The organism is Larkinella soli (assembly GCF_003703975.1).
Lineage (GTDB): Bacteria > Bacteroidota > Bacteroidia > Cytophagales > Spirosomataceae > Larkinella > Larkinella soli.
The window spans coordinates 434310-445889 of sequence record NZ_QTJY01000004.1 but is presented as its reverse complement, the minus strand read 5'-3'; the positions used below and the strand labels follow the sequence as shown (position 1 = coordinate 445889).

Sequence of the window (11580 nt, the reverse complement as noted above, 5' to 3'; positions counted from 1 at the left end):
AGACTTCCCGGCGGCTTCTGATTTTTATGAACCGTTACCGGATCGTAAGTACTTTAAACTCGGTCCGGCGGTTACGCTGGTGTTCGGCTTCCGTACAGTTCACGTTATCGGCGCAGTTGTTGGTCAGCAGTGATTCACCATAGCCGGCGGCAATCATCCTCTTTCGGGAAATGCCTTTGGAAGCCAGATAGCTCACGACCGAATTGGCCCGGCGTGCCGACAAATACCGGTTGTAGGCGGCATCCCCCCGGCTGTCGGTATGTGACCGGATTTCGACCGTCAGTGAAAGGTATTTCTGCAGGGTAGCGACCAGCCGGTCGAGTTCGCGGTAGGCATCCGGCCTTATGGTCCACTGGTCCAGATCATGATAAATATTATCCAGCCGGACGATATCCCCCACCCGCAGCATTTTCAAATCGGCCGAAAGCACCCGGGCGCTCGATTTCCGGGAGAGCTTCCTGATCCGGTTCGTGTTGGTGCCGTAACGGTCTTTGTAGGCACTAAGGGTATAATCGCAACCTTCCGTTAGTTCAAAATCATACCGTCCGTCGCTGCCCGTAATGACTTCCTGTGAAGCGCCGTCGCAGTCGTTTTTCAGCTTCACCGTCACGCCTTCGATGGGCCGCCGATCTCTTTCACTCAAAACGGTGCCCCGGATGCGGGACTTTCTGGAATCAATCATTCCCCAGCCGTCATCGACCGGAGCAGACTCAGCCTGAACCGTATCGATGACTTTCGGCGGAGGGCGAAGCGCAATTTCAAGCCGTGTCGGCCGGTCGTCGGTAAGCAGAGTCGTTGAAAATCCCACGGTGGCGGTCGTATAGCCGTCTTTCGAAGCCCGGAACGTGAAATCATTGCTGATCTCCAGGCACAACTGGGCCTGTCCGTCTGTTCGGGTAATGATCGTCCGGTCTTTGCGGCCTTCTCCCCTGGCGCGCACATCGACCACCACACTGTCGAGCGGCAGCTTCGAGTGGTCGTCATAGATACGGACGGTCAGATTCCGGCAGCCTGAAAGGGCGCTTTCCCGGACAAACCGGAAGAGGTCGTCGTTTCCCGCCTGCCGGTTCGTGCTGAAATAACCGCCGGTCCGGCTGCCGTCCGTGATGATAGCGAAGTCATCCTGGCCGGAGTTGATGGGTGCATCGAGATGTTCGACGGAACCGGTAGCCAGGCCGTTGATGAGCGGAGCGAAATAAATATCCAGCCCCCCGAGGCCACCCCGTCCGTCGGAAGCGAAATACAGGCTGCCGTTCTCGTCGATAAATGGAAACAGTTCATTGCCCTTCGTGTTGATCCGGCTTCCGAGGTTGGCGGCTTTCGACCAGGTCCCATTCTCGAACCGCGACACGTAGAGGTCGGTGCCGCCGAATCCGCCGGGCATGTCGGAGGCAAAAAACAGCAGCCGATCGTCGCGGCTCAGGGCCGGGTGGCCGACGGAATAGTCGTTGCTGTTAAGGGGCAGTTCCCGGATGTCGGTCCAGCCGCCGTTCTGCTGCACCGCGGTGTAAAGCTTAAGATTCGTGACGCCCTCGGCGCTTTGCCGCACCCGCCGGCCGTCGTAGTTATTGCGGGTGAAGATAATGCGGTATCCGTCGCTGAAGAAAGCCGCCGGTCCTTCGTGATAACGGGTGTTGAGGTCCCGGCTGAACGGTTGGGGCGACCGGGCGGTTCCGGCCCACAGGCTCCCGGAAATGCTGACACTGCCGCCATAATTGCCGACGGTCCGGGTATCGTTCGGCGAAAGCCGCGTGGAAGGACCCGTCCGGGCTGTTTCTGCCGCCCGCCCCCGTTCACGCACCGGCTTTTCGACGGAGCCGTCGGGCCGGATCACCCGGCTTATTTTCAGTTGGTGCCGGTCTTCGACATAATACAAATCGAGGTAGCCGCTTCCTCCCCCGCGCCCGGAGGTTTCAAGGGTGGCGCTGCCTTTCTTGCCGGAGACAAACACCAGGCCGTCCCGATAATACTGGGGGCTGAACTCGGCGTTGGAAGTGTTGAGGGCCAGCACCTCCAGCCGGTAGCGCACCGGCGGCTTCCGGGCACCGGGAACGGGCTGAGCCGTCGGCGGTGCGGGGTTCCGCCCGGAGGCTTCTTTCTTCAGGCGGTCGTACTTTTCGTGGATGGATTGAGCTTCCTGATATTTTCCATTTGCGGCCAGCGTCTGAGAAAAATTAAGATAAACTTCCGGTCGTCCGGCGCCGGGTTCGTGCTTCGAGAGCAGTTCCCGGTAGGCCTGCTCCGCCTGCTGCAAATTTCCGCTCATTTTATAGGCATAGGCCCGGTCGGCCAGGGCCGGCATTTGCTGGTCGGCCGGAAGACTACCGGACAAAGCCTGGGTGTATAATTCAATGGCCCGGGCATAGGCTTTGAGCCTCAGCTGCCGGTCGGCCTGAAGGAGCAGCGTATCGGTCTGCGCCCGGCAGAGACCCATTCCAAAACCGTATATTGCAGCTACAAGCAAATATTTGTAAACGTATTTCATGAGATAAGACACAAAATGACGAAACCGGTCAGGGGCAATTGCCGGTCAGGGTCATTCCCTGCTCCCTCCAAAACATCATATATTGTGCCAGTGAAAGCCGTTTAGCCGAAAGTGGAGAAATAAATTTGCTTGCTCCTGCAAATATATGTTCTGAATGCAAGGCTTTTACTGGTTTGCCTGGGTAAGTCGGCGGATAGGGCTATCTGTCCGAACCTGTTAAATAGACCAGGGTGACAAACAGGTTGTAAATGCTATGAATGAGCGTTACACTCCCGAAAGGACACCATTTTCTTCTTTCTGAGAACTCGTATGAAAAATTGAAAACGTAACCTAAAAACAGGGAGAGAATCATGTGCTTCAGCGAATAAGCATGATTTACGGAAAACAGAAGTGAAGCGACTATAAACTTTAATTTGACATTGAAATTTCTGAGTAACCACAGCACAAAGGTTTGAAATACCAATGTCTCCAGGAGGGGAGCAGCCACCCCCGTAACCAGTATCATTTCGACGGTTCTATATCTTACGATCGAATATTTTGAAAACGGATCGCTATCGTCGAATGATAGTCAGGATTACCCCTAAAGTAATGGAGATGAATATAGTACTAACAGAGGCAAGTGAGAGATAACCGAAATAATTCAGCTTTAGCAGGAATTTTAAACACCTGATTTTGAACACAATTCAATAGTTACCAGTCGGCTTCTTTGAATCTTATAAAACGTCCGGCGCATTCTTTATGCGCCGGACTTGAATTTCATTTAGTGAAGCATAGTATGCATTAGCTTCGAACCGAAACTCTGTCCGTATGTGGAATACGCTTTCTGGTTAAATATATTACTTTAATGCTTATGATATCAATATCAGATTTAAAGTAAACAGGAAATTCCCGACATAAACAGGTTAAAAATTGAGTGAATTATTGTTACGAGGCCATAAGCAAAATAACCTTTCTTTTTTGCAACTAAGTAGCACATGGCCAAAATAAAACCTAATAAAAAAGATTTACCGATATAGATCATACTATAGGAATGCAGGACTGCAAAAAGAATACTGGCAAAGAGAACTGAAGTAAACGCCCTCTTACGCACTTTGAGCGATAATATAACCTCCATTGGGATTAACTGTAATAGTAAAGTTTCAATAAGGGGAACAATCAGTGACCCAATTAATAGCTTTTCCAGGAATGCACGTGAATGGAGTGAGGGTTGATTCACTTCAAAGTGAAGAGTAAACATCTCGACAAGAATAAATTGCAGAAGAGCAATTATTAAAGCAACAACCAACATGGCACCCAATCCATACAAAATTAGTTTTGCCCTTGAAAAAGATAGTAAAATTTTATAAAATACTCTCATTTTAATCTTCCTTTTAATTGGGAACGGAATAAACTTTTCCCGTTCCCAATCAGATTAGCTTCTTTTAATACCCATAGTGCCGATAAGCAGCACTATAAGCTCCTGGGGCAGCACTAGGCTGGTAATTTTTAGCCCACTCGATATACGAATCAAGGAATCTTTCAGCTCCATATTGTATTAAAAATTCGCCTACTTTCCGCCAAGGGCTTCCACCGTCTATAGTGGTCATGTCGGCAAGAGTCAGCTCTTTACATCCAGAAATTTCAAAATTAAAAGTTTGCATTGCCTTTTAACGATTTAAGTTTCTCAGCGTTCTCCGTCATCCACACTCCCCGGGCTGGTGAATGACAGGTGCCGATTACTGCAAACATAAAACAGTGTCTGAAAAAGCCTTACCACCCTCAGTTGCAGAATTGCCACTCGGAGTGGCAATTCTCATGCAAACGTTCCGGACGCCTGTCTGAAAACCGTTTGGGCCGATGCGTGACTTTTGGGGAAATCCCGCGTCTTATGACAAAAATTTCCTGTCTATGGAACCGGATATCGACATTGCCGTCCTTCTGCGGAAAATCCGTACCCGGCATGGGTACAGCCTGGAAAGCGTCGCAACAGCCCTTGGAAAAAGCACGGAAGGCTACCGGAAATACGAGGCCGGCAAAACCGACCCTACCTTCAATACCCTGAAGCAGTTAGCCGGCTTTTACGGGGTCTCGGTCCTTCAATTGCTCGCTTTCGATTGAGACCGGGTGCCGATCGGCCCGACCGGAACCGCTGAAAACAGAAAAGCCGCCGGTACAACACCCCGGCGGCTTTTTCATCTGTTCTTTGTACTCAGTTCTGCAAGGTGGCCACTGCTTTGATGCGGTTATAATACAGGGTTGTCAGCCCCTCGAAGCCGGAATCCGTTCCGACAATCAGCCAGGCTTCCCCGCTGTCGTTCGTCTTCAGCGTTACCGGCTGCGACTGGTTGCTCCGCTGAATCAGCTTATACTGCGTCACGTTTTCTCCCGCGCCGACCGTACCCAGTACCGGCACCTGCGCGCTGCCCGTCGCCTGGTTGCCCTTGTCGATGTTCAGGCGGTATTCGGTTCCCTCCTTCACTTTCTTCGGCTCGGTCGTCGTGACGCCGGCTTTCAGATAAACGCTGCCGCCCGGCGAGCCGCCGATGCCCACGCTGTTGTCACCGTATTGCGAAGCGAGTTCGACGTCGACCAGCACCCTGTAGGTCTGGTTCGGCTTCAGACCGCTCACCTTCTTTTTAATGAACATGAACATGTCGTCGCTGCGGTTGTGGCCCGAGACCATCAGCGATTTTTTGCTGACGTCCAGCGGGGCGGGCAGGGCGGTATGCGCCGTTTTAAACTCCATGATGCTGTCCTGCGAGGTAGCATAGTCGGTATAATCGGCCGACCAGCCGTCGAGGTTAGCGCGAAAATCGGTGTCGGTCAGTGTAATCCGGTTATCCGGCGTCACATCGGAATCCGTGTCCTGACAGGCTGCGCCGACGAACAGGCACAAGGCGGCCACAGCCCATTTTACTTGTTTCATAATGGTCGTTTTATGTTGAAATGCGAACGATGGTGTGGTAGCTACCGAAAGCATGACCCTGATGAAACGGACACGGTTGGAACCCTGATCTACTTTTCACCGGATTTTTTGGCGACCTCCGCTCCTTCCGACAGCGACCGGGCCCGCTTCACCAGTTGGATAAATTCCTTCCGATATCCTTCCGGATCTCGGCCCAGCGCCTGGCGGGCCAGCGCTTCCACCTGCGTATAGGTCGCTTCACCCCTGAAGTCCGACTCCCGCAGCAGCAGGCCGAACTCAGCCACCGAAGCCGCAAACCGGAAGTCGACGGACGTCTTCTCCCAGGGCCGCGGCTGAAACCCGACCACGTGGCTCATCAGCCGGCTGGTTTCGCTGTCGGGCAGTTTGTAGCGCAGCTTCAGGGTCAGCAGCTCGTTCTGCGTCGCACCGGATGACAACACCGGCGGCCGCTGGTATTTCAGTGAATCGGTTTTAGCCAGATAGGCGCTTTCCACGCCGACCGGCACGATTTCATACAGGGCCGTCACGGTATGTCCGGAACCCATTTCCCCCGCATCCTTCCGGTCGTCGTGGAAATCCTCATTGTTGAGCATCCGGTTTTCGTAGCCGATCAGGCGGTATGCGCGCACCCGCGCCGGGTTGAACTCCAGTTGCAGCTTCACATCCTTCGCCACCGTAAACAGCGTGCCGCCGAACTCCTTGCCGAATACTTTCGAGGCTTCCTGCCGGTTGTCGATGTAGGCATAATTGCCGTTGCCTTTGTCGGCCAGCGTCTCCAGCTTGTTATCCTTGTAATTCCCCATTCCGAAACCGAACACACTCAGGAAAACGCCCGTCTTCCGCTGTTCCTCGATCAGCCGCTGGAGATCGGCATCGCTCGAAACGCCTACGTTGAAATCGCCGTCGGTCGCCAGGATGACGCGGTTGTTGCCCTCCTTTCGGAAATGCTCCTGCGCGATGCGATAGGCCAGCCGGATGCCTTCCCCGCCGGCGGTGGAGCCGCCCGCCTTAAGCCGGCTGACGGCGTCTTTGATCTTCTGCCGCTCATGACCCGGCGTCGACGGCAGCACGACCCCGGCGGCCCCGGCATACACCACCATCGCCACGCGGTCCTGCGGGCGAAGCTGATCGATCAGCAGATCCAGGGTGGTTTTCACCAGCGGCAGTCTGTTCTCCGCTTCCATGGAGCCGGAGACGTCGATCAGAAACACTAGGTTCGACGCGGGCAGGTGATCGCTCGGGATGGTGCGGGCCTGAAGGCCGATGCGGAGCAGCTTCAGCCCCGGATTCCAGGGCGAATCGGTTAGTTCGCTCGTAACCGCTACAGGGTCGTTGCCTTTGGGCCGGGCGTCGTCATATTCGAAGTAGTTGACCATTTCCTCGATCCGGACGGCGTCTTTGGGCGGCAGTTCTCCCCCATTCAGATACCGGCGGATATTGCCGTAGGAGGCCCGGTCGACATCTACCGAAAACGTCGTCACCGGCTGGCTCTGCGCGTTTCGGAAACCGGTTTCATTGACGGCACTGTAATCTTCCGTGTTAAAAGCCGGGGCCATCTGCACCGTGGACATGATCGGAACCGCATACGGGGCCGGGGCGCCGGCCATCCGGGCGCCCGTTCCCAGCCGCTTCGTCTGTTCGTACACCTGAACGAGTTTTTCGCCCAGGGTCCGACCGTTCGGGATCAGGGGATTGGACCGCAGCCGCACCCGGACCTCGGCCTGGGTTTCGATCTTCACCTCCTCATCGAGATAGCCGAACCCGCTGAAAACAAGGGTTTGCGGGCCGGAAGGTACCGTCAGGGTAAACCGCCCGGCCGTATCGGTGGCCGTACGGGTCAGGGTGCCTTTCAGCGCGACATGAACACCGGCGAGGGGTTGCCGGCCCGTCGAGTCGGAAACGAAGCCGCTGACGGTTCGCGTGGGCCGCATGGTCGCCGTCGACAGCAGGCCGAGAAACAGAAAGAAAAAAATGGTGCGCATGAGGTTATGGAATGGAAGTGACTTTTTTATCCATTGGATGCAGGCCCCGTCCGGATTCCATAAAGCCGCACGCATTTTTTTGTAGTTTAGCGAGGCAGCCGCGCATAAACGTATGTTTTTCAAACGATTCCGCAAACCTAAACCCGTCACCGACGCCGAATACGTGGCGGAATACAAGGCCACGGGCGACCTGGAACTGTTGGGGGAATTGTATGAACGGTATATGGATCTGGTCTACGCGGTCTGTTTCAATTTTCTGAAGGATGAGGACGAGAGCAAGGATGCCGTGATGCAGTTGTTCGAACAGCTGATTACCGACCTGCGGCAGTATGAGGTCCGGAACTTCAAAAGCTGGCTGCATTCGACGGCCCGGAATTATTGCCTGATGCTCCTGCGGAAGCGGAAAATGGTGACTTCCGGGAATGAAACCGAAACGGAAGGGATCGCCCTGCCGCCGGCGGTCTGGCCGGAAACCGACGACTTCGACCTGGAAACCCGGCTGAGCCGGATGGACGACTGCCTGAAAACCCTGTCCGATGAACAGCGGACGAGCATTTCGCTGTTTTACCTGAACCAGAAAACCTATGCCGACATTGCCGCTCTGACCGGCTACGATCCCAAACAGGTGAAAACCTACCTTCAGAACGGCCGTCGAAACCTGAAAATCTGCATGGAAAAGCGTCATGAATGACCCGAACCGACATAGCGACTCCCTGACCGCCGATGACCTGCGCCGGTATCGGGCCGGAGAACTCTCCCCGGCCGAACAACACCGGGTCGAACGGCTGCTGCTGGAAAACCCGCTGTATGCCGACGCGCTCGAAGGGCTTGACCAGATGGAGCGGCAGGCGGTTTCGCCGGATAGGGTCAGGGATGATCTGCGCCAACGATTGAAAAACCGGGTGGAACGCACTCCGACCAGACGCCTGCCCCTATGGCTCCCGGCTGCGGCCGCTTCCGTGGTGCTGGCCCTGAGCATCGGGCTGTATCTGCGTTTACAGACACAACCTGAAAAAGCGGCCGGCCAGAACCTGCGGCTTTCCGAACGCCCGAACCCCACGACCGCGCCGGCCCCTGATCCGGCCGTTCCGTCTCGCCCCACCCTCCCCGACGACCGGGTGATGGCCCGTCGGACCCCTTCGAAACCTCAGCCGGAACGCCCCGGCCGACACCGCGACGAAGCAGCCTCCGAGGCTCCGTTTCCGCCCGCCACCGCACCGCTGCCGGCCCTGCCTGCTCCGGCTTCGGCCGCTCCGGAAAGTACCGGGCCGAGGCTGGTGTCGATCAGCGGACGGGTGGTCGGGCCGGACCTGAAGCCGCTGGCGGGAGCGGTCGTCTCCAGCCGTGACGGCCGGCGAATTGTGACGACCGATACGGCAGGACGGTTTCAGTTCAACCTCGTCCCGGCGACCGATACGCTGCAATTCCGGTATTTGGGGTATCAAAGTGAAAGCCGACCGGCGGGGCAGGTGCCGGCGGGCGATATCCGGCTGCTGCCGGATCTGAAGGGGTTGCAGGAGTCTCTTGCGGGGGTCGCCCGGACCAGGGTGCAGCAGTTACAGGTGGCCATTCCGGCCAGAACCGCATCCGCCCGGCCCCAGGGAGCGACGGCTCCGCCGGATTATGCCGATTACCTGAGCAAAAACCGGAAGGTGCCGGCCGGAGAGCAGGGGAAAAGTATATCGGGAACCGTGAGAGTGCGCTTTCTGGTAAATCCGGACGGTTCGCTCAGCCGGTTTTCCGTCGTTCGTTCGCTTGCTCCGGCTTACGATGAGGAGGCCGTCCGGCTGATCCGGGAAGGCCCGCGCTGGCGGCCGGCGCTGGAAAACGGCCGGCCCTCGGCCCAGTTTGCGGAACAGGATGTCCCGTTTGAAGCCCCTTAAATGACGTTTTTTTTAATAGGCATCCCCATTAGCCTTTCTATCTTTGCGCCCTTCGGAGCCGGATAAACAATTCCCGGGGATAACCGTTTTTAATCAATGTCAAACAAACCCCATTTTAAGAGTATGACTCAACCACATTGCATCATGAAAAGAGGAATTGTTTATGGATTAATCTTTCTGTTCGCTATCACAACTTCAGGGATGGCCCAGCAGCGCTGGAGCGCCGGACCCCGTCTGGGATTGAATCTGTCGACCTTTGTCGGCGACGTCGATAACAATAAACTGCTTCCGGGCGTCACGGCGGGCGGGTTTATCATGTACAGCGACATCAATCACTTCGGCGTCTCGGCTGACCTCCTGTTTTCACAGCGGGGAAGCAGGTACAAAATCAGCGATCCCACCCGTGAGTTCAAGTTTACGCAGCGTATCAACTATCTGGAGGTTCCCGTTCTGTTCCGTTATTTCCTGAATCTGAGCGGCAATTTCCGTCCCAACCTGTTTCTGGGTCCCAATCTGGGCATTAAACTGAACGCCACACGGACTGATCCGGACCGGAAATACGACAACGGCAACATTTTCCGGCCCGCCGACCTCGGCGCCACGGTGGGCTTAAGCCTGAACTTCCGGGTAAAAGAGGCCCAGCGTCTGCATCTCGACGCCCGCTATACGCTGGGACTGTCGGACATTACGGACCCGGCCAAGGCCCCGACGCCTGACGGCAACGTCCGCAACTCGACCATCAGTTTTCTGGTGGGTTACGGGTTCGGCATCGGCCGCCGGTATTGATTTTTTACCCCCAAACCCTCGTCGGGGGGTTTGGGGGTCGCTTCACATCCCATACAGCGCCTTCGCGGCCGCTTCGTATTTATCACCGGCACTCCACTTCGGCCGGTCGGGTTTATCGGCGATCAGCCGGCCCGCATGACAGAATGCCTGACAGAATTTGAGGAGATACCGGAAGTCGACGGTATCGGGATTATCCGTTACCTGGTGGTACACCTTGAACAACTCCCCGTCGAACTTGGTGAAACCGGCCGAGAACGTCGGAGCCGGAACGCCCTTCACCGCCAGACTCACATTATCCGACCGGTCGAACAGGTTCTGTTCCGGGGCCGGCTCAGCAAATACCCCCAACCCGAAGGCTTTGGCACCCGCTTCAATTTCGGCCCGCGCCCCGGTCCGCTCCAGCCCGACCACCGATACGATCGTCGTGTCGTTATAACCGGCCCCGTCGCTGTTCAGGTTGAAAATCGTTTGTTTCAGCGGCACCAGCGGATGTTCGGCGTAGTATTTACTTCCCAGCATTCCCAGTTCCTCGCCGGTCAGGGCCACGATCAGCACCGACCGTTTGGGCCGCTGGGCCTGAAGCGCCCGCGCGGATGCCAGCAGGGCTACCGTCCCGAAGGCGTTGTCGCGGGCTCCGTTGAAGATGCTGTCGGCCGGCGTATACGGCTGCCCGCCCTGTTTCCCGACGCCCACATGATCGAAATGCGCCGACAGCATGACGTATTCATTCTTCAGCCGGGGGTCCGACCCCTCCACGATCCCGGCCACATTGACGGCGCGGATCGGGCGCATGACCCGCCCGGACGTGCGGACGGTGATGCTCTTCCCGGCTTCTTTCAGAGCCGCGAGCTGGTTCTTTCCGTTATCGACCCAGAGGTGCGGCAGCGAAGAGGGTTCGCCGGGGGGCAGCATCGTTATCTGCTCATTCTGAAACGCCTTCGTGACAATGGGCCAGGGATACGCGCCACCGGCATACAGTTCGATGAGGGCCACCGCGCCCTTGTCGGCGGCCAGTTTCCTTTTTAACTGGGAGGCCGCCAGCATGCCGCTGATCGTGGTAGCCTCCGGCGACCCGACCTGAACCACCACGATCTTACCGCGCACGTCGCGGCCGTTATACCCGTCCGGCCCGTCGTTCAGGCCGTAGCCGACGTAAACGGTTTCGGCCCTGAGGTCCGTCTGCTTCCCGTTCAGTACGGCAATCTGGTTGCCCAGCTTCAGCGAGTCGGAGCCGATCAGAACGGTGGCGGAAGCCGCCGGTTTGACCTGAAGCAGAGGCACTTCCTGAAAGTAGCTGGTTGGGTTCCCGGCCGGTTTCAGCCCCAGGAGCCGGAACTGCTCGGCGATGTATCGGGCAGCCGTAAAATTGCCGGGCTCACCGGTTCGGCGGCCCTGAAGTTCGTCGGAAGCCAGAAACCGCAGGTGGGCTTCGGTTTCCTTCAGACTTATTTTCGATTCGGGAAGCTGGTTGACGGGTTGTGCGGCCAGCAGTCCGGAGAAGAGAAGGCCGACGGCCGTCAGTGAAAAAGATCGGTTCAT

The 11580-nt window shown here is 56.4% G+C and carries 10 protein-coding genes; 4 read left to right on the top strand and 6 right to left on the bottom strand.

Annotated features, from left to right (window positions below; all coding sequences use genetic code 11):
- Positions 1-34: 34 nt before the first annotated feature.
- The 3 genes from DX909_RS13685 to DX909_RS13675 form a co-directional block, all read right to left on the bottom strand.
- Positions 35-2434, bottom strand: coding sequence for a carboxypeptidase regulatory-like domain-containing protein (locus DX909_RS13685; protein WP_164851278.1), 2400 nt, complete (start codon positions 2432-2434; stop codon positions 35-37).
- Between the two features lie 250 nt (positions 2435-2684).
- Positions 2685-2990, bottom strand: coding sequence for a CPBP family glutamic-type intramembrane protease (locus DX909_RS30095; protein ID WP_128545735.1), 306 nt, complete (start codon positions 2988-2990; stop codon positions 2685-2687).
- Between the two features lie 363 nt (positions 2991-3353).
- Positions 3354-3842 (bottom strand): CPBP family glutamic-type intramembrane protease, encoded by a 489-nt coding sequence (locus DX909_RS13675; protein ID WP_128545734.1) that lies wholly within the window; start codon positions 3840-3842, stop codon positions 3354-3356.
- Between the two features lie 530 nt (positions 3843-4372).
- On the opposite strand from DX909_RS13675, the gene DX909_RS13670 reads away from it, so the two are divergent.
- Positions 4373-4582: a helix-turn-helix domain-containing protein gene (locus tag DX909_RS13670; protein WP_164851277.1), complete on the top strand. Its 210-nt coding sequence runs from the start codon at positions 4373-4375 to the stop codon at positions 4580-4582.
- A gap of 91 nt (positions 4583-4673) precedes the next feature.
- Here the strand turns inward: DX909_RS13670 and DX909_RS13665 are convergent, their stop codons facing one another.
- Together DX909_RS13665 and DX909_RS13660 are read right to left on the bottom strand one after the other, a co-directional pair.
- Positions 4674-5390, bottom strand: coding sequence for a hypothetical protein (locus DX909_RS13665; protein ID WP_128545732.1), 717 nt, complete (start codon positions 5388-5390; stop codon positions 4674-4676).
- A gap of 89 nt (positions 5391-5479) precedes the next feature.
- The gene (locus tag DX909_RS13660; RefSeq protein ID WP_128545731.1) at positions 5480-7372 is read right to left on the bottom strand and encodes a YfbK domain-containing protein; all 1893 of its coding nucleotides are present in this window, start codon (positions 7370-7372) and stop codon (positions 5480-5482) included.
- Between the two features lie 112 nt (positions 7373-7484).
- On the opposite strand from DX909_RS13660, the gene DX909_RS13655 reads away from it, so the two are divergent.
- The 3 genes from DX909_RS13655 (at position 7485) to DX909_RS13645 (ending at position 10041) form a co-directional block, all read left to right on the top strand.
- Positions 7485-8063, top strand: coding sequence for an RNA polymerase sigma factor (locus tag DX909_RS13655; RefSeq protein ID WP_128545730.1), 579 nt, complete (start codon positions 7485-7487; stop codon positions 8061-8063).
- Positions 8056-9255: a TonB family protein gene (locus DX909_RS13650; RefSeq protein WP_128545729.1), complete on the top strand. Its 1200-nt coding sequence runs from the start codon at positions 8056-8058 to the stop codon at positions 9253-9255. Before DX909_RS13655 ends, DX909_RS13650 begins: the two co-directional genes overlap by 8 nt.
- Before the next feature lie 144 nt (positions 9256-9399).
- Positions 9400-10041 carry a porin family protein gene (locus tag DX909_RS13645; protein WP_128545728.1) on the top strand — a complete coding sequence of 214 codons (642 nt, stop codon included), beginning with the start codon at positions 9400-9402 and terminating at the stop codon, positions 10039-10041.
- A 42-nt stretch (positions 10042-10083) separates the two neighbouring features.
- Here DX909_RS13645 and DX909_RS13640 read toward each other — a convergent pair whose 3' ends face one another.
- A complete protein-coding gene (locus DX909_RS13640) occupies positions 10084-11580 on the bottom strand; it encodes a M20/M25/M40 family metallo-hydrolase (protein WP_128545727.1) in 1497 nt (498 codons plus the stop codon).

Coding starts and splice junctions, on each gene's coding strand:
- DX909_RS13685 (WP_164851278.1), bottom strand. CDS start 2,434: ATGGGTCTCTGCCGGGCGCAGACCGATACGCTGCTCCTTCAGGCCGAC.
- DX909_RS30095 (WP_128545735.1), bottom strand. CDS start 2,990: ATGATACTGGTTACGGGGGTGGCTGCTCCCCTCCTGGAGACATTGGTA.
- DX909_RS13675 (WP_128545734.1), bottom strand. CDS start 3,842: ATGAGAGTATTTTATAAAATTTTACTATCTTTTTCAAGGGCAAAACTA.
- DX909_RS13670 (WP_164851277.1), top strand. CDS start 4,373: ATGGAACCGGATATCGACATTGCCGTCCTTCTGCGGAAAATCCGTACC.
- DX909_RS13665 (WP_128545732.1), bottom strand. CDS start 5,390: ATGAAACAAGTAAAATGGGCTGTGGCCGCCTTGTGCCTGTTCGTCGGC.
- DX909_RS13660 (WP_128545731.1), bottom strand. CDS start 7,372: ATGCGCACCATTTTTTTCTTTCTGTTTCTCGGCCTGCTGTCGACGGCG.
- DX909_RS13655 (WP_128545730.1), top strand. CDS start 7,485: ATGTTTTTCAAACGATTCCGCAAACCTAAACCCGTCACCGACGCCGAA.
- DX909_RS13650 (WP_128545729.1), top strand. CDS start 8,056: ATGAATGACCCGAACCGACATAGCGACTCCCTGACCGCCGATGACCTG.
- DX909_RS13645 (WP_128545728.1), top strand. CDS start 9,400: ATGAAAAGAGGAATTGTTTATGGATTAATCTTTCTGTTCGCTATCACA.
- DX909_RS13640 (WP_128545727.1), bottom strand. CDS start 11,580: ATGAACCGATCTTTTTCACTGACGGCCGTCGGCCTTCTCTTCTCCGGA.